Here is a 26,296-nt window from a genome sequence, read left to right as displayed (position 1 = left end):
TCGTAAAGTATATTGGCATAAAATTAAAAAAGTAGCACGAAGCTACTTTTTAAAAATACTAGTTAAAGATGGCCTAAATCGATACTTATAATCGATTTTTTATACCCTTTTTTCTTATTTAAGAAATTATTTTCATATTCAATTTTATTATACAACAAAACATTATTAATTTTAAGACTTATTTTATAATTTTTTTGATTTTTCTTCACAAATTTTCATGGCACTAGCTACAGCTGCTCTAAAGCCCCTATTTTCTAACTCTATGACAGCATCTATAGTAGTTCCTCCTGGAGAACAAACCATATCTTTTAGCTGTCCAGGGTGAATTTCTGTGTCCAGTACCATCTTTGCTGAACCTAAAACTGATTGAGCAGCAAAAGAATAAGCCTTCTTTCTAGGAATGCCCATTTGAACTGCTGCATCTGCCATTGCTTCAATAAACATAAATACATACGCAGGTGAAGAACCTGCCACAGCTATAAACCCATGAAAATACTTTTCTTCTAATTCTTCATATTTTCCGAAAGATCCAAAAATACCAAAAATTATTTGTTTGTCTTCTTCTAACATCTTTTCATTAAAACAAATTGCTGTCATAGCCTCTCCAACTTGTGCTGGAGTATTAGGCATAGTTCTGGTAACTTTAAGCTTTCTTCCAAACCACTCTTCAACATTTTCTATTGTAACACCTGCTGCTATAGTTACAATTATTGCATTATCATCTACAACATCTTTTATTTCAAGTATTACTTTTTCGTACATATTAGGCTTAACTGCTAGAATTAATATATCTGCCTTCTCTGCCACCTTACTATTACTACAATACACATTTACCCCAAAGTTATCCTTAATGGTATTTAAGCTTTTTTCTGTGCTTGCTGATACAAATATATCTTCAGTCTTCGCTACTTTTGAATTTAAAATTCCTCCAAGTATAGCTTTCCCCATATTTCCGCATCCGATAAATCCAATCTTCTTATTCATAGTACAATGCCCCCAAATTAATTATTCTTTATGCATCATATCCAAATTACCAAATCTACTGAATTGTCCAAACCATCCAAGCTTAACTGTTCCAACTGGACCGTTTCTTTGTTTAGCTATAATACATTCTGCCATATTTTTATCTTCTGTTTCTTTGTTATAGTATTCATCTCTATAAAGAAACATAACCACGTCAGCATCCTGCTCTATTGATCCAGACTCTCTTAAGTCTGATAACATAGGTCTATGGTCTGCTCTTTGTTCAGGTGCACGTGAAAGCTGTGATAAAGCTATAACAGGACATTCCATTTCCTTAGCTAATGCTTTTATACCTCTCGATATTTCTGAAACTTCTTGTTGTCTACTTTCACCTTTTCCTGACATAAGTTGAAGGTAGTCAATCATGATTAAATCTATACCATGCTCCATTTTTATCTTTCTACATTTTGATCTCATTTCCATTATTGAAAGACCTGCTGTATCATCAATGAACATCTTCGCACTAGACAAAGGACCTGCTGCTCTAGCAATATTCTGCCAATCCTTATCATTCAAATTACCTGTTCTTATATTTAACATTTCTACATTAGCTTCTGAACATAGCAACTTATTTGCAAGCTGTTCCTTTGACATTTCTAGAGAAAATATTACTACACTTTTTCCTTCCCTTAAGGCAGCATGTTCCGCTATATTTAAGGTGAATGTTGTCTTTCCCATAGAAGGTCTTGCTGCTACTAGTATCATATCACCTTTTTGAAAACCTGAAGTTTTTGCATCTAAATCTAAGAAGCCAGAGGGAACCCCTGTTATTTCTCCTTTATTATTAAACAGTCTTTCTATCTCTGCAAAACTTCTCTCTAGAACTGAACTTAGTACTTCAAAATCACCTGTATTTCTCTTCTCACTTATATCGAAGATTCTTTTTTCAGCATTATCCATTACGTCCATAACGTCATCTTGCTTATTATAACAGTCTTCTATAATCTCTGTAGATGACCTTATAAGTCTTCTTAATGTTGACTTTTCTTCAACTATATTTATATATGCATCTAAATTAGCTGTACTAGGAACTGCACCACTTATTTCTGTTACATATGTTATTCCTCCAGCCTTATCTAGCTTATCTGTAGACTTTAAATGTTCAAGAAGCGTTATTTCATCTACTGGTTGGTCTTTTTGAAGCATATCAACCATACTAGAAAACAAAACCTTATGTGAATCTCTGTAAAAATCTTCTGCATTTAAGCTTTCAGCTGCTCTAACTATAGCATGTTTATCAATTATCATTGACCCCAAAACCATTTGTTCTGCTTCAATGCTCTGTGGTAAACTTCTCATTACTGGAGCCTCCATCAGCCAATCCTCCTTTAATCTTAATTATTACTTATCTTATCAGTAATTCTATTATGCCACATCTTGATTTTTTATCAAGGATTTTAATGTTACTGAAATTACTGAAATTACTAATTATATATAATATAATTTTGAACTTAAGTGTATATATAACTTTATTGAAAAAGAAAGCATACTCTTTTAACCAATCATTTTAATTTCACAAACTACAACAACTTTGCTAATATTATTTAATAATTATAACTAAAAAAAGGAGAAATAAACACTTCTCCTTTTTTATAAATTTATTTTTATTCAAAAACTAATTTCATAGCCTCTTCTATAGTGGATACAGTTTTAACTTCTATATCTGTAAGATTCTTTGGCACTTCATTAGAATTATCTTCAGGTACAACTACAAGTTTTATTCCTTTTCTTCTTGCACCATATACTTTTTCAAATATGCCGCCTACAGGCTTTACTTTTCCTCTTAATGATATCTCACCTGTTATAGCTACATTTTGTTTTATAGGCTTGTCTAGTAACGCTGAGATGATACATATGGTTATTGCAGTACCTGCTGAAGGACCATCTATATTCCCCCCGCCTATAACATTAACATGTACATCATAATCCTTTATATCTAAATCTGTAACCTTTTTAATTACAGATGCAGCATTAGCCACAGAATCCTTTGCCATAGATCCAGCAGTTTGATTAAACTTTATAGATCCCTTGCCATTTTCAGCTGCTTTATAAACTGTTGCTTCTATCTCTATTGTTGATCCTAGAAATCCTGAAACTCCTAATCCATATACCTGTCCAACTTCAGTTTTATCTAAGTTATCTAATCTTTCATATGGAATGAATCTTCCTATAGATATAACTTCTTTTACATCATCTAAAGCTAACTTAAACTTATTCTCAGGCTTTGACTTTTTATTATACAATGCATATCCATATGAATCAGCAAGTATGTTTACAGCCTTTCTTCCTTCAATAGTGTAATTACTAATTAAAGTGTCTATTCCTTCTTCTAAAGTTATTTCTAGCTTTTCTGCAGCATTCTGAATTATTACCTTAATATCTCCTGAAGATAATGGTTCAAAGAATACCTCAGTACATCTTGAACGTATAGCAGGATTTATATCCCTAGGACTTCTTGTAGTGGCGCCTATTAGTACAAAATCTGCCGGTGCTCCGTGTTCAAATAAATATTTTATATACTTTGGAACATTCTCATCATCTGGATCATAATACGAAGATGAAAATTCTACTCTCTTATCTTCTAAAACTTTTAGAAGTTTATTTTGAAGAATCTCATCTAACTCTCCAATTTCATCTATAAATAGAACTCCACCATGAGCCTCTGTTACTAAACCAAGCTTTGGTTCTGGAACCCCTATTTCAGCTAAATCTCTCTTACTACCTTGGTATATAGGATCATGAACTGATCCTAATAGAGGATTTGTAATTTCTCTTGGATCCCATCTTAATGTAGTTCCATCTACTTCTACAAACTTTGATTTTTCATCAAAAGGTGTAAAAGGTAGTCTTTTGGCCTCTTCTAAAGCTAATCTAGCTGCTGAAGTTTTTCCAACTCCAGGAGGACCATAAAGTATAACGTGTTGAGGATATGGGGATGATAACTTTGATAATAAAGATCTCACAGCTCTCTCTTGACCAACTATTTCTTCAAAAGTAGTTGGTCTTAATAAAGTCATCATATTCTTATTTGGAGTCCTTGCATCGAGTGATTCAAGCATATCATATTTACTCAATGTCTTTGCATTCTCTGGCCCCTTTTGCTTTTTTATTATTCCCATCTTTATTTCTTCAACATATTTATCTTGTTTTTCAACTAATATTTGCTCAACTTCACCTTCAATTTTACCTTGAACATACTTCCTTGCAAGTTCATCTGAAAACCACTTATATGTATCATATAAGACTTCACGCTTATTCTCTTCGGAAGGAATGCTCTTTATTCCTTTTCCATCAGATGCAATCATATTTAAAGCATACAATCTTTCATATACATCTGCAGATTTTACAAATCTCTGAAGTTTGTGTCTAACAGTTCTTGCTCTTATAGCACCTTCATCTAAAATATTCTTAAGTATATCAAATAAAACATTAACTTGAGAATTTAAGGACATATCACTGTCCATTATTTTTTCTAATACATTTAGGTCTTTTTCTGACTTCAACCTTAAACCTCCTTATTGTTCTGGAACAATAATTACTTTCATCTTAGTAGATATTTCTGGATACAACTTAATTTCTATATTAAATGTACCAACTAGCTTTATTGTGTCCATTACTATCTTCTTCTTTTCAACTTTAACTTTATATTGTTTTTCAATATATTCTGCTACATCCTTACTAGTTATAGCTCCAAATAGTCTACCGCCTTCACCAGCTTTAGCTTTTACTGTTATTTCTTTATTCATAAGCTCATTAGCAACCTTTTGAGCTGCTTCTGTCTCTTCTAATTTCTTTCTTCTTTCTATTTCTTTCTTTGCATTTAATACATGTAAGTTTGAATCTGTAGCTTCTGAAGCTAATTTCCTAGGAAATAAGAAATTTCTAGCATATCCATCAGATGTATTTACTACCTCTCCCTTTTTACCTAATCCTTTAACATCACTTAATAAAATAACTTTCATTATTTAGTCACCGTCCTTTAAATATTTAGCAATTGATTGCTTTAATTTAGATTTTACTTGCTCTATAGTAGCATCATTAACTTTAGCTCCTGCCATAGTCATATGACCTCCACCACCAAGACTTTCTAAAATTACCTGTACATTCACCTCACCTAAACTTCTTCCACTAATAAATACATCATTGTTTATTCGTAAAAGAACAAAAGATGCCTGAATGTCAGTAATATTTATCAATTCATCTGCAACTTGTGCTGCTATTACACTATCCACTATATTAGGAGGACAAACAGCAATAGCAATATTATTTTCCACCACTGCAGATTTTATAGTATCTACTCTCTTTAAATATGTGTCTAAGTTATCACTGAACATCTTCTTTACATCAATTGTATCTGCACCTAACTTTCTCAAAAAAGATGCTGCTTCAAATGTTCTTACCCCAGTTTTAAAGTAAAAATTCTTTGTATCAATGCAAATACCTGCAAGTAAACCTTCTGCCTCAATCTGGGTTAATTTAGGTTTATCTAACATATACTGCACCATTTCTGTAATTAATTCTGAAGTTGAAGAAGCATATACTTCAATATATGTTAATAATGCACCTTCTATAGAATCTGGGCTTCTTCTATGATGATCAATTATTACTGTCTTTTTTGCCCTATCTACAAGTTCTATATTACTTACATAACCTCTAGCATGAACATCTACAACTATTATTAATGTGTCATCATCAAGTTCATTCATAGCAGTATCATAATCTATAAAAGCTTCATTATTTTTATATTGTTCCTTTATTCTATTTAGAAAAGTATCTATTGCTCTGGTATCATCATTTAAAACTATTTTGCAGGGTTTACCTAATTGCCTTATTACAGATAATATACCAACTGAGGCTCCAAAGCAATCCATATCTGGATTTTTGTGTCCCAAAATATAAACTTTACTGCTTTCATAGACTAAGTTTCTTAGAGAATGTGCAATTACTCTCGCTCTTACTCTAGTACGTCTCTCTAATTCTTTAGTATTTCCTCCAAAGAAAGCTAAATTATCCGCTCTCTTTACTACAGCTTGATCTCCACCTCTTCCTAAAGCAAGTTCTAATGCTACAACTGCATACTTTCTATTTTCAAATGGATTCATTCCACCTCTTCCTACCCCTATACTTAGAGTCACTTCAAGCTTATTTCCTAGTGATATTTCTCTTATTTCATCTAATATATCAAACTTTTTACTCATTTCAGCTTCAATATTAGAATCAAGTATTGATAATATATATTTATTGGTGTCATATTTCTGAATCATCGCATTCATTCTAGTAGCATAAGCATTTATTATTGCTTCAATTTCTGCACTTAGTAATGGAATTTTACTTGCTGATATGCTTTTAGTTACTTCTTCAAAATTATCTACCTCTATAAGCATTATGCTTTCTTTAGTACCATCTCCAATGTAAGAAACATCATTAAAGAATACCATTATTATATCTTCATCGTTGTAAGCATCAACAATTTTCTTAGAATATACTTCATAAATATTTCTATTTACATTAATCTTTTGTGCATATGACTTATTCTGCTTTAAAATTCTTTCTAAAGACAATCCTCTTACAACTGAAGCAATATTATCTCCATTTGATAAAGAAGGTGAGAAAAGATCCTTGAATCTGTTATTATACCATACCATTTCTCCGTCATTTTTGATAAAAACCAAAGGGTATAACTGTTTAAACAAACTATCTTTAACAAAGTAATCTCCAAACCTTGATATACTTTCTTTATCAGTTACATCTCTTCTTTGACTCTGTCTAAGCCTATAGAATAGGACTACTTGTATAAATAATTCTATGATAATCACTGCATAGGAATATATATACAAAGCTGATCTTATTAAAATTATGGCCAAAATAGAACTTATTATTATCAGTACTAATGACTTACTGTAAACATCCTCTTTATTCTCCATATTAATGCCTTCTGCCTCTCTATAATTTATATCAATTATTTATATTAAGTTTTCTTCTCAATACAGATCCAATACTATTTGCATCCTTAGATCTAAAGTCCACTATAAAATCTGTAATACCTAACACCACTATAACTGATTGTAATGAAGATAATGATAGAATTACACAAATTAATATAACAAAACCTTTTTTCATCTTTATTTTATTTAGTAAAAAATACGATATTACAGATAATCCTATAACAAACATAATTAACTGAAATATTATAGATCCACTATAAAAAATATATTCTCCTATTCTTAAACCTGACTGCTTTGTCATTATTCCAATACATATGATTATAATTAGAATTCCTCCAAACATTGTATCAGTATACCACTCTGTAAAATTAGGTAAAGGATTCATTTTAAGTTTCAGTTTCTTAAATATCTCCCTAGTTATATTATAATTCAATAAGGCAAATATAGCACCACCAATAATTAAAATTGCAGGCATAATATTTAGTATTAAATTAGCATCTACTGATAAAAACTGTTTATATTGAAGATTACTTGATGGATCTAAACCCAATTTAGAATAAATCGAAAGTGTTTCTTTAAGTTCTTTAACAATATAATCAATAAGTTTATATACAGTTGTATTCATAGCTAAATAAATATATATCAATGCTGAACTTACATTTCCAACTATATTTCCTATCAGAAGTGCAATAAATGAAACTGTAGAACTTTTCTTATATTTTATGCATTGTCCTAAAGCAATGGCTGGAAATGCATATAACCCTATATTAGCAAGACCAGTTATTACACCATTAAACATACATAGTAGCACTCCACTAACTATAATAGATAAGACACTATATTTTATATTGTATTTTACATTTAAAATAACTATAGGTATAGGAACTATAAACAATGCAGCAACTCCCATAACAGGTACATATATTGCCATCATCATGAAAACTACAACCAATACAGACATTATACCTGATTCCACCATAGCTAAACTTTTCTTCTTCATGTTATTCCTCCAAATTATTATTCTCTGGTCTTTAAATGATTGTATAACTTAGATAGGTTTTTCCCATCTCTTTCTATATTATCCTCTTCTACTATTCCTAATTTTAGCTTTTTCTTAATATCTTCATCTACCTCTATAGAAGAATACCCAAACTTATCCCCTAGCACATATAATATTATTATAGCATTAGATATACAATTTAGAATTGCTTCCCTTGCCACAGTACTTCCCTTTGTAAGTAATTTAAAAAAGTTACCTATTGTGCACAATAATTCTGCTTTCAATTCTTCAATTATTTTAATATCACCCATTATATTAAAATCATCCTTATTCATTGTTATCCTCCCATTTTTCTTCATCAATTACTTCTTTTATATATTATTCTATCATTAAATTTCCCAATATGCATTTATTACTTTCCATATTAATAAAAACTTATATTTTTCTACTACACAATTATACTTATAGTTAACTCATATAATTTAATTATAAATAAATTATTATATTAAATCATACATATAATAAAAAAACCTGAAAAGATATATCTTTTCAGGTATTTATACATTATAATTATTACTTCCTATTCAGTTGTGAATGGTAGTAATGCTATGTTTCTAGATCTCTTTACAGCATCAGTAACTTGTCTTTGATGCTTTGCACATGTACCAGAAATTCTTCTTGGAAGAATCTTACCTCTTTCTGTTACATACTTTCTTAGCTTGTTAACATCTTTATAATCAATGCCTTCAGCTTTTTCTACACAGAAAGCACAAACTTTCTTCTTAGATCTTCTCATTTTTCCGCCTGGTCTTTTGCCTACTTCTTTAGTCATCATTCTTCCCTCCTTACCAATTTATTTTTAGAACGGGATATCTCCATCATCAACTGGAGTCATATCCTCATCGAAGTTACTTCCACCAAATGAATTATTTGATGAAGCACCATATTCAGAACTGCCACCAAAATCAGAGCTTGCTTGATGATTTCCATTGCCTTTGCTTAGGAATTCAACTTCATTAGCTACTACTTCTGTGACATATCTCTTTGAGCCATCCTTGGCTTCATAAGACCTTGTTTGAATTCTGCCTCCAATAGCCATTTGGCTACCTTTACTCATGTAATTAGCGACAGATTCAGCTTGCTTACCCCATACTACTACAGGGATAAAATCAGCTTCACGCTGCTTAGTTGCTGTATTATACTTATCAACTGCAAGTGTTAAAGTTGTTACTGCTGTTCCTGAACCTGGAGTAAACTTCAACTCAGGATCTTTTGTAAGTCGTCCTATTAGAAACACTTTATTCATTTAGAACACCTCTTATTTTTCATCTTTAACTATTATATGTCTTATTACACCATCAGTAATTCTGAATATTCTATCTAATTCTCTTGGTAATTCAGGATTAGCTGAGAAGTTAATTAATGTATAGAAACCTTCTCCAACTTTGTTGATTTCGTAAGCAAGCTTTCTCTTACCCCAAACGTCAACATTGTCAATAGTTCCTCCACCATTTTCAATTACACCTTTGAATTTTTCAGTAGCAGCTTTAACAGCTTCTTCATCCATTGATGGGTGTAATATAAATATAGTTTCATACTTTCTCATTATGTTCCACCTCCTCCCCTCGGACTATGGCTGTACTTTGTACAGCAGGGATTACAATTAATCATTATACTATACTTAAAATAACTTTACAAGTTTTTTATGCATAATTTTTATTTAATTGATTCATTACTCTTTATTTTGTGCTTCTACAACCTTTTTGGCATCTTTTTGAAATTTGCTTCTTGGAAGCATTACTAATCTGCCACAACCAACACATTTAATTTTTATATCAGCTCCAAGTCTAATAACCTCCCATTGGTAACTTCCACAAGGATGCTGCTTTTTCATTTGTACTATATCACCGATATCAAAATTTGTTATCATTTAACATTCCCCACTTTCTATACCTGCTGACTTTTTATAAATGATATTTTACTATGAGCAATTTCTATATCATTTTCTTCTAATCTATCTTTTATTAACTTTCTTAAAATAGCTTCTTGTTTAGCCTGAGTTGATGGCTTTGCTTTTCCAACAACTCTTATTGTCACTCCAAAATCGCTTAACTCTGTTACACCAAAAGCCTTTGGTGCTTCTACTATATCTTCATTACCTATCATAAACTCTTCACAAGCTTCATTTATTACTTTTATTGCATTATCAATATTTGCATTATAATCTATATCTATGTCTACCAAAACTCTCATATTATCCTTAGAATGATTAGTTATAACTCCTATGCTTCCATTAGGTATTATATGTGTACTTCCACTTACATCTTTCAGCTGAGTTGCTCTTAGTCCAATACTTTCAACTGTACCACTATACTTTCCATCTATGGTTACACTATCTCCAACTGAGTATTGCTCTTCAAACACTATGAAGAAACCACTTATTACATCTTTAACTATATTTTGAGAACCAAAACCTACAGCAACACTACCTATTCCTGCAATAGTCAGAGACATTCCCCCAGTTATCTTATTAAAAATTGCAGCTATCCCCAAAAAATAAACTGAATACTTTAAAACACTTTTTAATATAGCTCCAATAGTAGCTGCCCTCTTATTATCCAGAGAAAATCTCATTTGACTTTCAATCTGTCTTTTAACAAATTTGTTTATTAGTTTGTTTCCTAACTTTATAATCAGAAACATAAAAATTAAAATTATTATTATAGCTACTGCAGTCCAAGCTATGTTGTAAATTGCATCAAATCTTATATGGATTATTTTCCCTATATTCACATATTCATTCTTCGTATCTATATCGAATATCCCCCAAAATAGCCCCACTAAGCTTCACTCCCTTCTCTAAATAGTGAAAATCCCTCATTTGATCTCAAGTATATTGCCTTATAACTTATGTAATTATCTTTAATTAATTCATCAACTTTACTAAATTCATTTTCATTTATATAAACACAGATTCCACAACTCTTGGTTATACTGGTAGGTGTGGGCATTACCCTTATGTTTATTTCTTTGCTTTTTAGTTTATTCTCCGTGTCTATTGCATCATGTGTATTCTTAAACACTATTACAAAATTATTCATAACTTTATCCTTTCTTAATTCACTAATTTATAATTATTTATAGTATATATCATACTTTTAATTAAATGAATATATCAATTATTTTCTTCTATAGCTGAAAAAATTTTTTTCTTCCTTTATAATATACATTATACAATTTAAAATTAAACATTTTCAATTAATTGTTAACTTATTATATATTCACATATATAAACATATTCCAATAAAAACATATAAATATTTCGTTTTATATCTAATTAAATATATTTATATATAAACATATTACAATAAAAATATATAACTATATAAATGTATAAATATTTAATTATACAAGATAGAAAAATATTGCTGATCAAAATTCAAGTTATTAATAAGTAAAAGATACCTATTATATTATTTCTTGTCCAGCATGTGTATTAACTTACCAAATAACAAATTTAATTTTTAAGGGTGATACTATGAATATATATTTAGATAATGCTTCAACATCTTTTCCTAAACCACCAGAAGTCATAAAATCTATGACAGACTTTATGTTTAACTTTGGTGGTAATTCTGGAAGAGGTTCTTCTTCTGCTGCTTTGAAAAGTGGCCACATTGTTTATGAATGTAGAGAAAATATTAAAGAATTTTTTAGCTTTAAACGTTCTGAAAATGTTATTTTTACAAATAATATAACATCCTCTATAAACATACTATTAAATTCAATTGTAAAACCAGACTGGCACATTATAACTTCATCAATGGAGCACAATTCTGTACTAAGACCTCTTTTTAAATTACAAAAAGATTTAGGTGTTGAATTGACAATTGTTGATGCTTCAGAGGATGGTTTTATATCTGTTGAATCTATTGAAAAAGCTATCACTAAAAAAACAAAATTAGTAATCTTATCTCATTGTTCTAACGTAGTAGGAAATATGCAACCACTAAAAGAAATTGGATTAGTATGTAAAAAACACAGAATTTATTTTATTATTGATTCTGCTCAAACTGCTGGAGCTATTCCTATGAATTTTGAAGAACTTAATTGTAACGCTCTTGCATTTACTGGCCATAAATCATTATTAGGTCCTCAAGGCATAGGTGGTTTCTTAATTGATGACGAACTTAATAATATTGCTGATTCAGTTTTTGTAGGCGGAACAGGAAGCTCTTCTCATTCTTTAATTCAGCCTGACTTTCTTCCTGATAAATTTGAAAGTGGCACACTTAATACTCCAGGAATAGTTGGACTTAATTCAGCAATTAAATTTATTAACAAAGAATCAATCGATGCTATACATGAAAAAGAAATGTACTTATCTAAAATATTTCTTGATGGGATTAATAACATGAATTTTATAACACTATACGGTTGTAGAACTTTATCTAATAGATTATCAACCTTCTCCATTAATATGAAAAATTTATGTTCAAATGAATTGTCATATTTTTTAGATTCTAAGTATAATATAGTAAATAGAACTGGCTTACACTGCGCTCCTTTAGCACATAAAACCATAGGTACAGATGTGGACGGTACTGTCCGTTTAAGTATTGGATATTTTAACACCGAGGAAGATATATATTTTTTATTAGATGCTTTAAATAAACTATATAAGGAGATATTGTATGAATTCTAGCCTAGAAACCAAATTTTTCAATTTGTCTATTTTCTTTATAATTTATACTATTGTTTTTTATTCATTTACCTCAACATTAAAATATACACTCCCATTTGTTCTTGCTATGATCTTTGCACTAATTTTAAAATATCCTACAAATTTATTGATGAAGCATCTGCATATAAAAAATGCATTAGCTTCATTGATAACCACATTAACTTTTTTTGCTATAATTATTAGTTTGAATGCTTTATTAATAACCTCAATAATCAATGAACTCTTTGAAATCACAAAGTACTTACAAATCTTCTTTACTTCAGATTCAAACTTTATTTATGATGCTATTGCAGACTTGCAACATTATCTTATTGATATTAACATAGATCCTTCTATTTTAGATTCTATAAAGACTAGTTTAACAGGTTCATTAAAAGGTTTTATAAACAGTTTAGTATCATTCGGCAGTTCTATACTTCAATTAACTATTAACATACTTTCTTACATTCCTTATTTGCTAATGGTTATAGTCTTTACTCTTTTATCAACCTACTTTTTCACAAAGGAAATATCAGTATCTTCCTCTAATAAAATAGTTAATCTATTTGTTAAACAACAGAAAAATAATGAAAAAATATCAAATATATTTTCGCAAGCAAAGAAAATGGGGGAAAGCTATTTCTTATCATATTGCTTATTAATTTTTATGTCTTTCTCTTTCACTCTTATTGGTTTTTGCCTATTTAGAATTAAATATGCATTAGTGCTAAGCATACTATGCGCTTTTCTTGACCTATTACCAGTAGTAGGTATGCCATTAGTATATATTCCTCTATCTATAATATATCTAAGCTCTGGAAACTACTTCACAGGAATAGGACTATTAATTTTATATTTATTTGTATTTATAACAAGACAAATAACAGAACCTAAACTTATGTCATCATCTTTAGGAATTCATCCTATTGCAGTACTAGCTTCTATATTTATTGGTCTTCAAGCTGATGGTTTTAGAGGTATGCTCTTTTTAATGTTCTTAGTCGTTTGCTATAATATCTTAAAAAAATGTGATATAGTCTAATATTTATAAGTATAAAAACCTCCCTTTTGGTTAAAACTTGAAAAAGGGAGGTTTTTTTATGAGTAAGTTTATAGTAAATTCTAATGACAAACATTGTTTCTTAGATATCAGAGATTACCTTTGTACAGAATTATCTCCAATAATTTATGCTGAAAGACCTATTGTTTTTTTATGTATTGGCACAGATAGATCTACAGGTGATTCTCTTGGGCCTTTAATTGGAGAGAAAATCAGGCTCTTTTCACAAAATAATATTTATATATACGGAAATTTAGAAAATCCAGTTCACGCTAAAAATTTATCATATACTGTTGAACAAATATCAATTCAACATAAAGATCCATACATCATAGCCATAGATGCTTGTTTAGGGAATATTAATAGCATAGATAATATAATTATTGATAATTCTCCACTACAACCTGGTCTGGCTTTAAACAAAGATTTACCTTCTGTAGGGGATATGCGCATATTAGGTGTAGTTAATGTTGCAGGAGCTCTAGAATTTATGGTTTTACAAAATACTCGACTTTTTTCTGTAATGAAACTAGCAAATTCTATTGCTAAAGGGATAAACCATTTTATTTTGCAAATATATATCAAAAGAAATAACTCACTTAATGGTAACCTACCCGAAAAAACATATTATAATAGTAAAAATAGTGCTACAAATCTATTACTTTAAGATTTGTAGCACTATTTTTAAGTTATTTTACACTACTATTAATGGCTTCATTTAAAACTGTTACTTCTTCTTCTGATAAATCATATCTTGATATTCCTTTATCGATTGGTTTAGCATAAGTTATGCTTTCATTTCTTGCATATATACCAGTCAAAATTAATCCATCATTTTTTTCATCTAATAAAGCAATTGAAAAACTCAAATCACTTCCAACATCCTCAAATGCTTTATATCTTATAACTGATACTTTTTGTATGCAATTTTGTGTTTTGTTTTTTAAATTTGCAATTTCATCTAAAGCAATTTTAGAATTGCTATTTGATTCATCTACCTTATCCAAATAACTATTTACTAAATCTTCTAGGTTTTTGTTTTTAGTTCCTCTCATCATCTTTCTATATCTACTGTCTAACCTATTCAAAGTTGAAAATTGTATTAATACTATTATTAATAACAAAGTAACTATTATTGATAGTCCTATTATAATATATGGGGAGTATGTTGTTATTGTACTTATTATTTGATCCACTTATTTTCTTCCCTTCCTTAAACAATGTTTCACGTGAAACATCATATTTTAATTATTTCTAAAATTCTTTGTAAGTCATCTTCTGAATAATACTCTATTTCTATTTTTCCTTTATTCTTATTAGAATTTATATTTACCTTGGTTCCAAAGTAATTTTGCAATTTATCCTTAATGTCTTTATAATACGGATTTAATTCCTTTTGCTCTTTACTCTTATCCTCACTTATTTCCTTTTTGTTATTGATATTTCTAAGCAAGCTTTCTAACTCTCTAACCGAAAGTTTTTCATCAATAACTTTTTCAGAAACCTTATATTGAATTTCTTTATCTTCTAATGCCAATAATGCTCTTCCATGCCCTTCAGATATAATTCCTTCTATAATATAATTCTGAACTCTTCCATCAAGATTAAGCAATCTCATTGTATTAGTGATCGCAGTTCTAGATTTTCCGATGCGTTCACTTAATTGTTCTTGAGTTAATTTAAATTCAGATATTAATCTTTTATATGCCTTAGCTTCTTCAATTGCATTTAAATCTTGTCTCTGTATGTTCTCAATTAATGATATTTCTAGAACTTCTTTATCATCTAAGTCCATTTCAATAACAGGAACCTCTTTAACTCCAAGTAATTTAGCAGCCCTCCATCTTCTTTCTCCAGCTATAATAGTATAATATTCGCCTTCCTTCTTTACTAGTAATGGTTGAATTATACCATGTTGCTTTATTGATTCTGCCAATTCAGAAATTTTTTCATTATCGAAGTATTTTCTAGGTTGATCACTATTGGTTTTTATATTATTTAGTGGTATGTAAGTGTTAATACTTTTTGTTTCTTCCACTATTTCTTCAGGAATTAAAGCTCCTAAGCCTTTACCTAAGCCAAATTTCTTTGCCACCCTAGTTACCTCCTTGCCTCTTTATAAACTCATTTGCCAAATCTTCATAAGCTTCTGCACCTTTACATTTATCATCATACAAATTAATTGGTAGTCCAAAACTAGGGGCCTCAGCTAATCTTATATTTCTAGGTATTGTTGTTTTAAAAACTTTTTCACCAAAATACTTCGTAACTTCCTTATACACTTCTGTACATAAGTTAGTTCTTGAATCATACATTGTCATTACAACGCCTTCGACTTCCAAATCTTTATTCAATGATTTCTTAACTAAATTAATAGTATTAATCAGCTGTCCTACACCTTCTAATGCATAAAATTCACATTGTATAGGAATAATTACAGAATCACATGCTGATAAAGCATTTATAGTTAATATTCCTAATGATGGTGGACAATCAATAAAAACAAAATCAAAATCACTTTCAATATCTTTTAATTTATTTTTTAAAATTATTTCTCTATTTTCAGCACCAGTCATTTCAACTTCTGCCCCTGCTAAATCCATCTTTGCTGGAGCAATAAAAAGATTATTAACCAATTGACTCTCTATTATTACATCATTCAATTTAACATTTTCATCTGTTAAAACATCATATATTGAATTTTGTAATGTTGACTTATCAAATCCAAGTCCACTAGTAGTATTACCTTGTGGATCAATATCTATAGCTAAAACTTTGTATCCAAGCATAGCTAGGCCACAACTCAAATTTATATTTGTGGTAGTTTTCCCTACTCCACCTTTTTGATTAAAAATACAAATCTTTTTCATATTATCCTCCAGTAAAAAATTAAAGAAGTCTACTCCTCATACTTACATTATAACTTTTTATTAATTATATTTAAAGTTACATTTTAAGTTATTTTAAAAAATGTTTCACGTGAAACATTCTTGAAATTCAAGGATTATGTTTTCTTTCCAAAAAGACATAGTTATTCTATTTCTAACTATCATATATAAACTTAATATCTATAAAAATAGAAAAGGAAATACTTATATTACTATAGGTATTTCCTCTACAAACTTATATACTAAAATAATTCTATTTGTTTGAATAAACAAAATAGAATATATTAATTTCTATCTTTATTTATTAGTTGTACTATTCTTAGGAATGTTTACTGTAATTTGAATATATTCTCCTAAATCCTTAGACTTATATTCTGCTGGAATTTTGAATTTATCAAAAACTTGTTTAATAGTGTTAACATATATTTTTGATGAGAAAACTCCTGTTATTTTTTTCTTTCCATCTTTAGATAATTCATCACCTGCAAGTTTTAAAAGTTCTTTGTTGATTAACTCTTCTGTTTTTTTAACATTTAATCCTTCCTTAATTACGCGATTTATTACCTTAACCTGTAATTTTTCATTAGGTAATGATAAAAGAGCTCTTGCATGTCTTTCTGTAAGTTTATTGTCAACACAAATTTTTCTTACTTCATCAGATAACTTTAATAATCTTAATTTATTAGCTATAGTAGATTGTTTTTTACCCATTCTCTCTGCTATCTGCTCTTGGGTAAAATTATGATCATTAATTAAGTTAAAATATGCTTCAGCTTCTTCTATAAAATTCAAATCTTCTCTTTGCAAGTTCTCTAGTAAAGCTATTTCTGCTGATTCTGTATCTGTAATATCTACTAAAGTACATGGTACTTCTGTAATTTCAGCTAACCTAGCAGCTCTCCATCTTCTTTCACCTGCGACCAATTCATATCTTTCACCAAGTTTTCTAATAGTTAGCGGTTGAATTATTCCAAACTGTTTTATTGATTGAGATAATTCATTTAAAGCATCCTGATCAAAAAATTTTCTTGGCTGATAAGTATTTGGTATTATCTTATTGATATCAATATAAATAATTTCGTTATGCATTCTTCTCATCCTCACTATTTCACTACATAGTTTGTCATTATTTAACATTTCTATATTTATTTATAAATTCCTTCCATCAAACTACATAAATCATACTACAATTTTCACTAAAAAATCTACCTTTTTTTATTATATCTTTATACAATTGGTTTTTTAGATATAATCCCTGCTTTTCTAGGGTAGGTTTTTGAAGTTTCTTTGACTTTTTTGACAACAACTAAATTGTGTTGAAGTTCTGTATCTTCTATATCAATTTTCTTAACTTGAACTAACTTTCCTCCAAGAGTGCCAATAGCATTCTTTGACACAACTAACTCTTCATCCACAGAAGGGCCCTTAAGTGCTATAAAATTACCATCAACTCTTACATATGGTAAACAAAGTTCTGAAAGAACGCTCATATTAGCCACAGCTCTAGATGTGGCTATATCAAATTTTTCTCTAAAATCTGCATTTCGTGCACCATCCTCTGCTCTAGAATGTATAGCACTAACATTTTTTAAATTTAATTGCGTAATAACCAAATTTAAGAAATTTATTCTTTTATTCAATGAATCCAATAATGTAACTTCTAAGTCATCTCTAATTATAGCAAGTGGTATTCCTGGAAATCCTGCACCTGTACCAACATCAATAACGTTTTTAGCACTTTTAAATTCATCTAAACTATAAGCTTTTATACAATCAATAAAATGTTTTTTGATTATCCCCTCATCATCAGTTATGGCTGTTAAATTAACCTTCTCGTTCCATTCCTGCAATAATTCTTTATACTTTATAAACTTATTGTACTTATCCTCATTAAATTCAACGCCTACACTTTCACAAGCTTTACTCATTATATCAAAGTATTTCATCTTACACTTCCTCTATTACTTATTTTTAGATTTATAATAATGTTCTAAATATATTAATAATACAGATATATCTGCTGGAGAAACTCCTGATATCCTTGATGCTTGCCCTATACTTATAGGTCTTATCTTAGATAGTTTTTGAATAGCTTCAATTCTTAGTCCTTTGACATCTTCATACTCAATATCTTCAGGCAAAAGCTTTTTCTCAAACTTTTTAAATTGAGCAACTTGCTCTAATTGCTTTTCAATATATCCATCATATTTTGCTATAATATTTACTTGTTCACCTATATCTTGAGAAAAAATCCCTCTGTCTACATCTAATGGTGCTACTGAAAAATAATCTAATTCTGTTCTTTTAATTAGTTCATATAAACTGATTGGTTTTCTAAGTGGAACTGAATCTAATGATTCTAAAAATTCATTTACTTCTCTCTTATTAGTAATCTGAAGATTTTTAATTCTTGCAACTTCACTTTCAATCTTATTTTTTCTATCACAGAATTTCTCCCATCTTTCTTGAGTAACCAATCCAACATTATATCCAATCTCAGTCAATCTCAAATCTGCATTATCTTGTCTTAAAATTAATCTATATTCAGCTCTTGATGTCATCATTCTATAAGGCTCATTTGTTCCTTTAGTTACTAAATCATCAATTAATACACCTATATATGCATCACTTCTTGTCAAAATCATTGGTTCTTTATCTTTAACCTTTAAAGCTGCATTTATTCCTGCCACTATACCTTGAGCTCCAGCTTCTTCATATCCTGAACTACCATTAAGTTGCCCTGCCCCAAATAATCCTGATATATTCTTAAACTCTAACGATGGGTTAAGTTGGGTTGAATCAATACTATCATATTCTATCGCATATGCAGTTCTTAATAATTCTGCATTTTCAAGTCCTGGTACGGTTCTTAATAATTGTAATTGAACGTCTTCTGGCAATGATGATGACATTCCACCAACATACATTTCATTTGTATCTAATCCCTCAGGCTCAATAAACAATTGGTGCTGAGTCTTGTCTGGGAATTTCATTACTTTATCCTCTATTGATGGACAATATCTTGGACCCACACCTTCAATTAATCCATTGTACATAGGTGATCTATCTATGTTTTGTCTAATTATTTCATGTGTCTTCTCATTTGTATAAGTTAACCAACATGGTACCTGCTCTATATTTAATTCTGGACTTATAAATGAGAATGGAACAATTTTATCATCTCCAGGTTGAATAATCATTTTAGAAGTATCTATACTTCTTCTATTTATTCTTGCTGGAGTTCCTGTCTTAAATCTTCTAAGTTTTATTCCATGTTCAATTAATGAATTTGATAATTCATTTGCTGGAAACAACCCATTGGGGCCACCACTATAAGCAATGTCTCCAATTATAATTCTTCCTTTTAAATAAGTTCCTGTAGTAAGAACTATTGCTTTTGTCTTGAAGTATGCACCTGTTTTTGTTTCAATACCTTTTACAACATTATCCTCTATATCTAGTGCTGTAACTTCAACTTGCTTAATATATAAGTTAGGTTGAGTTTCTAAAACATGTTTCATTCTTCTTTGATATTTAATTTTATCAGCTTGAGCTCTTAAAGAGTGTACTGCTGGTCCTTTAGATGTATTTAACATTCTAGATTGGATAAATGTATTATCTATATTTACCCCCATCTCTCCACCAAGAGCATCAATTTCTCTTACCAAATGTCCTTTAGCAGTTCCCCCTATGTTTGGATTACAAGGCATCATTGCTATACTATCTAAATTCATTGTACAAATTAAAGTTTTACAACCAATTCTTGCAGAAGCTAAAGCTGCCTCACAACCTGCATGACCAGCTCCTACAACAATAACATCAAACTCCCCTGCTAAATATTTCATTATTTACACCTACTTTCCTACACAAAATTCTGAGAATATCTTATTTACTAAATCTTCTTCAAGTTCTTCACCTGTAATTTCACCTAATGCTCTTAATCCTGATGTAACATAAATTGATACTAAATCAAGAAAAGCATTATTTTCTAACTCCCTTACAGCTATTTCACAATTTTCTTTAGCTCTATAAAGTGCTTGTTTATGCCTTGAATTAGTAACTACAATACTCTCTGTATCTAATTTAGAGTTAAAGAATATTTCTTTAATCTTATCCTTTAATGCATCTAATCCAAAGCCAGTTACAGTAGAAACCTCTACTTTATTTTGTAAATTTTCAATATATATATCATCTAATTTCTTATCTAAATCTACCTTATTTAACAGCACAATATATTTTCTATCTTTTATACTTTCAATTATCTCTTTGTCTTCTTCATTAATTTCTCTGCTACTATCCATCATAAATACTACAAGATCCGCCTTATCTAGCTTTTCTTTAGACTTTTCTATTCCTATTTTTTCAACAACATCTTCTGTATCACGAATTCCTGCTGTATCAACTATTTTTACAGGTATTCCATCTAAATTTATATACTCTTCTATTACATCTCTTGTAGTTCCTGCAACATCAGTTACTATAGCTCTTTTTTCATTTAATAAAGCATTTAGAAGTGATGATTTTCCAACATTGGGTTTCCCTACGATAACCATATTCAAACCATCTCTTATAATTTTTCCTTCATCTGCAGTATCTAATAACTCATTTGTATCAACCAAAAACCTTTTTAAATTATTATCTATAGACTTAACTACACTAGGATCAATCTCTTCATCATCCTCAGTAAAATCTACTGAATGTTCAATAGCTGCCAATATATTTAAAAGTCTTTCTCTTAAACTATGTATTTCCCGGGAAAGTCTACCTGAACTTTGCTCTACAGCAGCTTTCATAGATATCTCTGTTTTTGCATTAATAATATCAATAACAGCCTCAGCTTGACTTAAATCTATTCTACCATTTAAAAAAGCTCTCTTTGTGAATTCACCTGGTTCTGCTAGCCTAGCTCCTGCTTTTATTACCTCTCCTAACACCCTGTTAGTAGAAATAACTCCACCATGACAATTTATCTCTATTACATCTTCTGCAGTAAAACTCTTAGGACCTTGCATAAAGCTTACAATTACTTCATCTATAACATCTTTATTTTCTAATTCAACAAGATTTCCATATCTCATAGTGTATGGCTTCATGTTTTTAATACTGCCGCCATTTTTAGCTATAAATATTTTATCTACTATATCAACTGCCCTATCTCCAGAAACCCTTATTATAGAGATACCACCTTCTGCTAATGCAGTTGCTACCGCTGCAATAGTATCAAATTCTTTCATTAATCTTTTCCCTCCCTTAGTATTATAAAGTTAGACTAATTAAAAAGAAAGCCAATAGAGGCTTTCTTTTTAATTAATTATTTATATCAATAACAACTCTTCTATATGGTTCTTCGCCTTCACTAAAAGTTCTTATTTTAGTATTCCCCTGCAATTCTGAATGTATAATTCTTCTCTCATAAGGATTCATAGGCTCTAACTTAAACAACTTATTATTTTTTACAACTCTACTTGCAGTCTTTTGAGCTAATCTTCTTAATGTTTCTTCTCTTTTTTCCCTATAATTCTCTGTATTCAGCACTACACGTTTATATGCATTTTCATGATTTTTGTTAATAACTAAGCTAACTAAATATTGAAGTGAATCTAATGTTTCTCCTCTATACCCAATTATTATTCCCATATTAGGTCCTTCAATATTTATATTTATATTGCCCTTTTCTTCCTTAATTATTACTTTCCCTTCAACCTTCATATTATTCAATATATCAGTTAAAAATTTTCTTGCTTCTTCTATATAATCTCTTTTTAAAGTTACTTTAATTTTTGCTGGTTTAGATCCAATAAAGTTTAAAAAACCTTTATTTCCGTGATCTATAACTTCATATTCTATCTTTTCTTTAGTTGTAGAAAGTTCTTTTAATGCAACACTTAAAGCCTCATCAACTGTCTTGCCCTGAAACTCCATAAATTCCATACCTATTCACCATCCTACAAAATCATATTAAATAAATATTATTTCTTACCATCCACTTGTAACTTTTTCTTTTTAGCTGGTCGTACATTTAAGAAATAAGTTTGCACTACTAAGATCAAACTACCCATTATCCAATATAAAACTATTGATGCACCAAGTTTCATTGCAAATGCACCCATCATTACTGCTGTAACAATGTTCATAGTTCCCATATTCATTCCACCTGCTTGTTGTCCGCTTGGTTGAGTACTTGTCATAAGCCATGATTGCACATATGTTGCAGCTGCAGATAATACCGGCAATATATACCTTGGATCATAACTATTTAAGTTAGGTATCCATAAAAATGAAGCACCTGTTAATTCAGGAATATTCATAAATACACGATACAATGCCCAAATTATCGGTAATTGTATAATCATTGGAAGACAACCACCAAACATAGACACATTATTATCCTTATATAATTGCATTGTTTTTTCTTGTAATTTTTGAGGATCATTTTTATACTTATCTTGTAATTTCTTTAATTCTGGTTGTATTGCCTGCATTCCAGCAGTAGATTTCATTTGTTTTATATATAAAGGTAATATTAACATTCTAACTATTAACGTTAATATAAAAATTGCTAATACATATGATGTACCAACATTAGTTATTCCTATAGATACAATGCCTGAGTGAATTGATTTGAAAATAACTACAAGCACATCTCTTATTCCATCTATCAATGCTTTGGCCTCCTAATTTTCACTTACTTTACTGGATCATATCCTCCCTTATGAAAAGGATGACATCTCAATATACGTTTTATGCTCATAAAGCCACCTTTAATAATTCCATATTTACTAATAGCCTCTATTGCATATTCAGAACAAGTAGGATAATATATGCAACATGGTCTTTTTAAAGGTGAAATAAATTTCCTATAAAATTTAATTATATTAATTAATACTGTTTTCATCTTTCAATAAACCTGCCCTTTTAAACAGATTAATCATAGAATCTTGTACTTCAATAAATGATTTATCCTTTACAGCCACTCTTGCTATAAACACAAAATCATATCCTTCTTTAATCTTATCTGCATTCAATCGAAAATTTTCTAACATCAATCTCTTAACTCTACTTCGTATAACACTTTTTCCGACTTTCTTGCTAACAGAGAAGCCAACCTTATTATATGCATTCCCATTTTGATCTATATTTTTTCTATTCTTCAATACATATAGAACTAGTTTGTCATTAGATAAGGACTTCCCCCTCCTATAAACTAGTCTAAATTGAGCATTTTTTCTTAATTTATCCCATTGCATAATTTAAGTTCATTCTCCTTTTTTTCTGCTAATTGCAGAAAAAGGCCACTAAAGCGGCCTCTTATGCTGTTAATTTTTTTCTTCCTTTTTGTCTTCTTCTCTTAAGAACATTTCTTCCTGTAGCAGAACTCATTCTCTTTCTGAAACCATGTTCCTTTTTTCTTTGTCTCTTTTTAGGTTGGTATGTCATAAACATATGTAAACACCCCCTTTAATTAGATTATGTTTGTATAGTCAACAAAATACTGACTGATTTAACTTAAGGTTTTACTTAATAATTATATATTCACTTATTATTAATGTCAAGGTAATGTGTTTTTATTCAAAACATTATAAAAAAATATTATCCTTTTCTATTGTTTATAATTTTTATATTTAAAATCTCGTTGCTTCTCCCGATGTTGATTATATGTATTATTGAAAGTATTGTTAATAAATTGGTCAACATATATATTTTTTGTGGATAAGTTATTGAATCAATGTATTTCTATATGTTATTATTAATATAAACTGTTGAAAAAAATAAACTTATCCACAACTGTTGATAACTCTGTGCATAACTTGTTTAATTATTCAGTTCTTCTTATATTTTTTTTTTGCTTTTCAGCATATTTACTGGTTTTATCGATGTGAATATTTTTCAGTTATTAAATTGTGGAATATATTTTATCTCAGAAAATATACACAATTTTATTAACCTGTGTATATTTTTATTCACAAAGTCAATTATCATTAATATATTGTGAATTATATTGTTATTAACTCTGTATTAATGAATTTTATTTTATTTAGAACTTGGAGGATAGAAAACAAATGGATGTCCAACTTAATGAAATCTGGGAAAAAACCTTAAACATAATAAAAAGTGAAATGACAGAGGTTAGTTTTAATACATGGATTAAAAGTTGTGAGCCTATATCTATAGGTAATGATATCTTAAAAATAGGTGTTCCTAATGATTTCACCAAAGATATCCTAGAAAAAAGATATAAAGCTCTACTAATTCAAGGAATAAAACTAGTTTCCTCAAAGAAATACAACATAGAATTTCTTATAAAATCTGAAATAGAACAAGATTCTGAAGAAGATAAACTTAATAAATCACAAAGTGGAGACAAATCATTAAAAAAAGCAACAATTACTGTTACTGATGAAATGTCTGCTACACTAAATCCTAAGTATACTTTTGATTCATTTGTTATAGGTAATTCTAATCGATTTGCTCATGCTGCTTCTCTTGCTGTTGCAGAGTCCCCTGCAAAGGCCTATAATCCATTATTTATCTATGGTGGTGTTGGGCTTGGTAAAACGCATTTAATGCATGCGATTGGTCATTATATACTTACAAATAATCCAAACTCAAAAGTTGTTTATGTTTCTTCTGAGAAATTTACAAACGAACTTATTAATGCCATAAAAGATGATAAAAATGAGGAGTTTAGAAATAAATATCGAAATGTTGATGTACTTTTAATTGATGACGTTCAGTTTATTGCTGGCAAAGATAGAACACAAGAAGAGTTCTTCCACACATTTAATACTCTACATGAAGCAAATAAACAGATTATCTTGTCATCAGATAGACCACCAAAAGAAATTCCTACATTAGAAGATAGATTAAGATCTAGATTTGAATGGGGACTTATAGCTGATATTCAAGCTCCAGATTTTGAAACTAGAATGGCTATATTAAAAAAGAAGGCTGATGTTGAGAATCTTAATGTTGCTAATGAAGTTATGGTATATATAGCTACTAAAATTAAGTCAAATATACGAGAGTTAGAGGGTGCACTTATAAGAATTGTTGCTTATTCATCACTAACTAATAGGGAGATAACTGTAGATTTAGCTTCTGAAGCGTTAAAAGATATAATCTCAAGTAAGCAAGGCACAATTGTTACTATAGGTATAATTCAAGATGCAATTGCAAATTACTTCAATTTAAGAATAGAAGAACTAAAATCTCAAAGAAGAACTAGAAATATAGCTTACCCTCGTCAGATAGCTATGTATCTTTGCAGAAAACTTACAGATATGTCCTTGCCTAAGATTGGTGAAGAATTTGGTGGAAGAGATCATACTACAGTAATACATGCCTATGAAAAAATCTCTGAAGCTTTAAAAACTGATGAAATACTCCAGAACACTGTAAATGACTTAACTAAGAAGCTGACACAAAAATAATTCACAGCTGTACATAATTTACAGTATATACTTTGTGGATAACTTAATATAGCACTAAGTGGCGTTAATAATGTGGATAACTATGATTTTGTTGTACTTACTTATCCACAATATTTTTTTGTTGTTTTTTTAGTTGTTTCAACGGCTAAAGGTACTTTTCAACAAATCCACAGCGCCTACTACTATTACTACTATATTTATATATATATTATCTTTATTATAGATT

29 protein-coding genes are annotated in these 26,296 nt (G+C 29.5%); 4 read left to right on the top strand and 25 right to left on the bottom strand.

Annotated features, from left to right (window positions below):
- Positions 1-183: 183 nt before the first annotated feature.
- The 13 genes from proC to OCU47_RS18770 all read right to left on the bottom strand — a co-directional run bounded on the left by proC (position 184) and on the right by OCU47_RS18770 (position 11,069).
- Positions 184-984, bottom strand: a complete 801-nt coding sequence (gene proC / locus OCU47_RS18830) for a pyrroline-5-carboxylate reductase (RefSeq protein ID WP_261830115.1) — start codon at positions 982-984, stop codon at positions 184-186.
- A gap of 21 nt (positions 985-1,005) precedes the next feature.
- Positions 1,006-2,337: a replicative DNA helicase gene (locus tag OCU47_RS18825; RefSeq protein WP_261830114.1), complete on the bottom strand. Its 1,332-nt coding sequence runs from the start codon at positions 2,335-2,337 to the stop codon at positions 1,006-1,008.
- A 290-nt stretch (positions 2,338-2,627) separates the two neighbouring features.
- Positions 2,628-4,487 carry a Lon family ATP-dependent protease gene (lonC, locus tag OCU47_RS18820; protein WP_261830658.1) on the bottom strand — a complete coding sequence of 620 codons (1,860 nt, stop codon included), beginning with the start codon at positions 4,485-4,487 and terminating at the stop codon, positions 2,628-2,630.
- Between the two features lie 51 nt (positions 4,488-4,538).
- The gene (gene rplI, locus OCU47_RS18815) at positions 4,539-4,985 is read right to left on the bottom strand and encodes a 50S ribosomal protein L9 (protein WP_261830113.1); all 447 of its coding nucleotides are present in this window, start codon (positions 4,983-4,985) and stop codon (positions 4,539-4,541) included.
- 3 nt (positions 4,986-4,988) lie between these two features.
- The gene (locus tag OCU47_RS18810; protein WP_261830112.1) at positions 4,989-6,947 is read right to left on the bottom strand and encodes a DHH family phosphoesterase; all 1,959 of its coding nucleotides are present in this window, start codon (positions 6,945-6,947) and stop codon (positions 4,989-4,991) included.
- 31 nt (positions 6,948-6,978) lie between these two features.
- Positions 6,979-7,968 carry a YybS family protein gene (locus tag OCU47_RS18805; protein ID WP_261830111.1) on the bottom strand — a complete coding sequence of 330 codons (990 nt, stop codon included), beginning with the start codon at positions 7,966-7,968 and terminating at the stop codon, positions 6,979-6,981.
- A 17-nt stretch (positions 7,969-7,985) separates the two neighbouring features.
- On the bottom strand, positions 7,986-8,303 hold the full coding sequence (locus OCU47_RS18800) for a MazG-like family protein (RefSeq protein ID WP_261830110.1): 318 nt from the start codon (positions 8,301-8,303) through the stop codon (positions 7,986-7,988).
- Positions 8,304-8,548: 245 nt separating this feature from the next.
- On the bottom strand, positions 8,549-8,803 hold the full coding sequence (gene rpsR, locus OCU47_RS18795; RefSeq protein ID WP_261830109.1) for a 30S ribosomal protein S18: 255 nt from the start codon (positions 8,801-8,803) through the stop codon (positions 8,549-8,551).
- Between the two features lie 24 nt (positions 8,804-8,827).
- On the bottom strand, positions 8,828-9,274 hold the full coding sequence (locus OCU47_RS18790) for a single-stranded DNA-binding protein (RefSeq protein ID WP_261830108.1): 447 nt from the start codon (positions 9,272-9,274) through the stop codon (positions 8,828-8,830).
- 12 nt (positions 9,275-9,286) lie between these two features.
- Positions 9,287-9,574 carry a 30S ribosomal protein S6 gene (gene rpsF / locus OCU47_RS18785; protein ID WP_261830107.1) on the bottom strand — a complete coding sequence of 96 codons (288 nt, stop codon included), beginning with the start codon at positions 9,572-9,574 and terminating at the stop codon, positions 9,287-9,289.
- A 126-nt stretch (positions 9,575-9,700) separates the two neighbouring features.
- Positions 9,701-9,898: a DUF951 domain-containing protein gene (locus OCU47_RS18780; protein WP_261830106.1), complete on the bottom strand. Its 198-nt coding sequence runs from the start codon at positions 9,896-9,898 to the stop codon at positions 9,701-9,703.
- Between the two features lie 17 nt (positions 9,899-9,915).
- The gene (locus OCU47_RS18775) at positions 9,916-10,809 is read right to left on the bottom strand and encodes a mechanosensitive ion channel family protein (protein WP_261830105.1); all 894 of its coding nucleotides are present in this window, start codon (positions 10,807-10,809) and stop codon (positions 9,916-9,918) included.
- Positions 10,809-11,069, bottom strand: coding sequence for a putative Se/S carrier protein (locus OCU47_RS18770; RefSeq protein WP_261830104.1), 261 nt, complete (start codon positions 11,067-11,069; stop codon positions 10,809-10,811). The genes OCU47_RS18775 and OCU47_RS18770 overlap by 1 nt, the downstream gene beginning before the upstream one ends.
- A gap of 437 nt (positions 11,070-11,506) precedes the next feature.
- Between OCU47_RS18770 and OCU47_RS18765 the strand changes: the two genes are divergently transcribed.
- The 3 genes from OCU47_RS18765 to yyaC are packed head-to-tail and all read left to right on the top strand — an operon-like array spanning position 11,507 to position 14,418.
- Positions 11,507-12,673, top strand: coding sequence for an aminotransferase class V-fold PLP-dependent enzyme (locus tag OCU47_RS18765; protein WP_261830103.1), 1,167 nt, complete (start codon positions 11,507-11,509; stop codon positions 12,671-12,673).
- A complete protein-coding gene (ytvI, locus tag OCU47_RS18760; RefSeq protein ID WP_261830102.1) occupies positions 12,663-13,733 on the top strand; it encodes a sporulation integral membrane protein YtvI in 1,071 nt (356 codons plus the stop codon). The genes OCU47_RS18765 and ytvI overlap by 11 nt, the downstream gene beginning before the upstream one ends.
- A 58-nt stretch (positions 13,734-13,791) precedes the next feature.
- The gene (gene yyaC, locus OCU47_RS18755; protein ID WP_261830101.1) at positions 13,792-14,418 is read left to right on the top strand and encodes a spore protease YyaC; all 627 of its coding nucleotides are present in this window, start codon (positions 13,792-13,794) and stop codon (positions 14,416-14,418) included.
- A 22-nt stretch (positions 14,419-14,440) separates the two neighbouring features.
- On the opposite strand, the gene OCU47_RS18750 is transcribed toward yyaC, so the two are convergent.
- The 12 genes from OCU47_RS18750 to rpmH form a co-directional block, all read right to left on the bottom strand.
- Positions 14,441-14,947, bottom strand: coding sequence for a DUF4446 family protein (locus OCU47_RS18750; RefSeq protein ID WP_261830100.1), 507 nt, complete (start codon positions 14,945-14,947; stop codon positions 14,441-14,443).
- A gap of 41 nt (positions 14,948-14,988) precedes the next feature.
- Complete coding sequence (locus OCU47_RS18745; protein ID WP_261830099.1) at positions 14,989-15,846, bottom strand: ParB/RepB/Spo0J family partition protein; 858 nt, start codon at positions 15,844-15,846, stop codon at positions 14,989-14,991.
- 1 nt (position 15,847) lies between these two features.
- Positions 15,848-16,621, bottom strand: a complete 774-nt coding sequence (locus tag OCU47_RS18740) for a ParA family protein (protein ID WP_261830098.1) — start codon at positions 16,619-16,621, stop codon at positions 15,848-15,850.
- Between the two features lie 315 nt (positions 16,622-16,936).
- Positions 16,937-17,728, bottom strand: coding sequence for a nucleoid occlusion protein (gene noc, locus OCU47_RS18735; protein WP_261830097.1), 792 nt, complete (start codon positions 17,726-17,728; stop codon positions 16,937-16,939).
- A gap of 137 nt (positions 17,729-17,865) precedes the next feature.
- The gene (rsmG, locus tag OCU47_RS18730) at positions 17,866-18,585 is read right to left on the bottom strand and encodes a 16S rRNA (guanine(527)-N(7))-methyltransferase RsmG (protein ID WP_261830096.1); all 720 of its coding nucleotides are present in this window, start codon (positions 18,583-18,585) and stop codon (positions 17,866-17,868) included.
- Positions 18,586-18,600: 15 nt separating this feature from the next.
- Entirely contained in the window at positions 18,601-20,484 is a 1,884-nt protein-coding gene (gene mnmG, locus OCU47_RS18725; protein ID WP_261830095.1) for a tRNA uridine-5-carboxymethylaminomethyl(34) synthesis enzyme MnmG, read from the bottom strand.
- A gap of 9 nt (positions 20,485-20,493) precedes the next feature.
- A complete protein-coding gene (gene mnmE / locus OCU47_RS18720) occupies positions 20,494-21,873 on the bottom strand; it encodes a tRNA uridine-5-carboxymethylaminomethyl(34) synthesis GTPase MnmE (protein ID WP_261830094.1) in 1,380 nt (459 codons plus the stop codon).
- A 73-nt stretch (positions 21,874-21,946) separates the two neighbouring features.
- Positions 21,947-22,570 carry an RNA-binding cell elongation regulator Jag/EloR gene (gene jag / locus OCU47_RS18715; RefSeq protein WP_261830093.1) on the bottom strand — a complete coding sequence of 208 codons (624 nt, stop codon included), beginning with the start codon at positions 22,568-22,570 and terminating at the stop codon, positions 21,947-21,949.
- Positions 22,571-22,608: 38 nt separating this feature from the next.
- Complete coding sequence (gene yidC, locus OCU47_RS18710; protein ID WP_261830092.1) at positions 22,609-23,301, bottom strand: membrane protein insertase YidC; 693 nt, start codon at positions 23,299-23,301, stop codon at positions 22,609-22,611.
- 23 nt (positions 23,302-23,324) lie between these two features.
- Positions 23,325-23,534 carry a membrane protein insertion efficiency factor YidD gene (gene yidD, locus OCU47_RS18705; protein ID WP_261830091.1) on the bottom strand — a complete coding sequence of 70 codons (210 nt, stop codon included), beginning with the start codon at positions 23,532-23,534 and terminating at the stop codon, positions 23,325-23,327.
- Positions 23,515-23,886 carry a ribonuclease P protein component gene (gene rnpA / locus OCU47_RS18700; protein WP_261830090.1) on the bottom strand — a complete coding sequence of 124 codons (372 nt, stop codon included), beginning with the start codon at positions 23,884-23,886 and terminating at the stop codon, positions 23,515-23,517. The genes yidD and rnpA overlap by 20 nt, the downstream gene beginning before the upstream one ends.
- A 61-nt stretch (positions 23,887-23,947) precedes the next feature.
- A complete protein-coding gene (gene rpmH / locus OCU47_RS18695; protein WP_261830089.1) occupies positions 23,948-24,082 on the bottom strand; it encodes a 50S ribosomal protein L34 in 135 nt (44 codons plus the stop codon).
- A 617-nt stretch (positions 24,083-24,699) separates the two neighbouring features.
- Here rpmH and dnaA point away from each other — a divergent pair.
- The gene (dnaA, locus tag OCU47_RS18690; protein WP_261830088.1) at positions 24,700-26,070 is read left to right on the top strand and encodes a chromosomal replication initiator protein DnaA; all 1,371 of its coding nucleotides are present in this window, start codon (positions 24,700-24,702) and stop codon (positions 26,068-26,070) included.
- Positions 26,071-26,296: the final 226 nt, after the last annotated feature.

The organism is Clostridium sp. TW13, assembly GCF_024345225.1.
Classification (GTDB): Bacteria; Bacillota; Clostridia; order Clostridiales; family Clostridiaceae; genus Inconstantimicrobium; species Inconstantimicrobium mannanitabidum.
This window is presented reverse-complemented; position numbering and strand designations above follow the sequence as displayed.

What these genes read in the sequence shown, in the direction of transcription:
- proC (WP_261830115.1), bottom strand. Translation starts at nt 984, where the DNA reads ATGAATAAGAAGATTGGATTTATCGGATGCGGAAATATGGGGAAAGCT.
- OCU47_RS18825 (WP_261830114.1), bottom strand. Translation starts at nt 2,337, where the DNA reads ATGGAGGCTCCAGTAATGAGAAGTTTACCACAGAGCATTGAAGCAGAA.
- lonC (WP_261830658.1), bottom strand. Translation starts at nt 4,487, where the DNA reads ATGGACAGTGATATGTCCTTAAATTCTCAAGTTAATGTTTTATTTGAT.
- rplI (WP_261830113.1), bottom strand. Translation starts at nt 4,985, where the DNA reads ATGAAAGTTATTTTATTAAGTGATGTTAAAGGATTAGGTAAAAAGGGA.
- OCU47_RS18810 (WP_261830112.1), bottom strand. Translation starts at nt 6,947, where the DNA reads ATGGAGAATAAAGAGGATGTTTACAGTAAGTCATTAGTACTGATAATA.
- OCU47_RS18805 (WP_261830111.1), bottom strand. Translation starts at nt 7,968, where the DNA reads ATGAAGAAGAAAAGTTTAGCTATGGTGGAATCAGGTATAATGTCTGTA.
- OCU47_RS18800 (WP_261830110.1), bottom strand. Translation starts at nt 8,303, where the DNA reads ATGAATAAGGATGATTTTAATATAATGGGTGATATTAAAATAATTGAA.
- rpsR (WP_261830109.1), bottom strand. Translation starts at nt 8,803, where the DNA reads ATGATGACTAAAGAAGTAGGCAAAAGACCAGGCGGAAAAATGAGAAGA.
- OCU47_RS18790 (WP_261830108.1), bottom strand. Translation starts at nt 9,274, where the DNA reads ATGAATAAAGTGTTTCTAATAGGACGACTTACAAAAGATCCTGAGTTG.
- rpsF (WP_261830107.1), bottom strand. Translation starts at nt 9,574, where the DNA reads ATGAGAAAGTATGAAACTATATTTATATTACACCCATCAATGGATGAA.
- OCU47_RS18780 (WP_261830106.1), bottom strand. Translation starts at nt 9,898, where the DNA reads ATGATAACAAATTTTGATATCGGTGATATAGTACAAATGAAAAAGCAG.
- OCU47_RS18770 (WP_261830104.1), bottom strand. Translation starts at nt 11,069, where the DNA reads ATGAATAATTTTGTAATAGTGTTTAAGAATACACATGATGCAATAGAC.
- OCU47_RS18765 (WP_261830103.1), top strand. Translation starts at nt 11,507, where the DNA reads ATGAATATATATTTAGATAATGCTTCAACATCTTTTCCTAAACCACCA.
- ytvI (WP_261830102.1), top strand. Translation starts at nt 12,663, where the DNA reads ATGAATTCTAGCCTAGAAACCAAATTTTTCAATTTGTCTATTTTCTTT.
- yyaC (WP_261830101.1), top strand. Translation starts at nt 13,792, where the DNA reads ATGAGTAAGTTTATAGTAAATTCTAATGACAAACATTGTTTCTTAGAT.
- OCU47_RS18740 (WP_261830098.1), bottom strand. Translation starts at nt 16,621, where the DNA reads ATGAAAAAGATTTGTATTTTTAATCAAAAAGGTGGAGTAGGGAAAACT.
- noc (WP_261830097.1), bottom strand. Translation starts at nt 17,728, where the DNA reads ATGCATAACGAAATTATTTATATTGATATCAATAAGATAATACCAAAT.
- rsmG (WP_261830096.1), bottom strand. Translation starts at nt 18,585, where the DNA reads ATGAAATACTTTGATATAATGAGTAAAGCTTGTGAAAGTGTAGGCGTT.
- mnmG (WP_261830095.1), bottom strand. Translation starts at nt 20,484, where the DNA reads ATGAAATATTTAGCAGGGGAGTTTGATGTTATTGTTGTAGGAGCTGGT.
- mnmE (WP_261830094.1), bottom strand. Translation starts at nt 21,873, where the DNA reads ATGAAAGAATTTGATACTATTGCAGCGGTAGCAACTGCATTAGCAGAA.
- jag (WP_261830093.1), bottom strand. Translation starts at nt 22,570, where the DNA reads ATGGAATTTATGGAGTTTCAGGGCAAGACAGTTGATGAGGCTTTAAGT.
- yidD (WP_261830091.1), bottom strand. Translation starts at nt 23,534, where the DNA reads ATGAAAACAGTATTAATTAATATAATTAAATTTTATAGGAAATTTATT.
- rnpA (WP_261830090.1), bottom strand. Translation starts at nt 23,886, where the DNA reads ATGCAATGGGATAAATTAAGAAAAAATGCTCAATTTAGACTAGTTTAT.
- rpmH (WP_261830089.1), bottom strand. Translation starts at nt 24,082, where the DNA reads ATGTTTATGACATACCAACCTAAAAAGAGACAAAGAAAAAAGGAACAT.
- dnaA (WP_261830088.1), top strand. Translation starts at nt 24,700, where the DNA reads ATGGATGTCCAACTTAATGAAATCTGGGAAAAAACCTTAAACATAATA.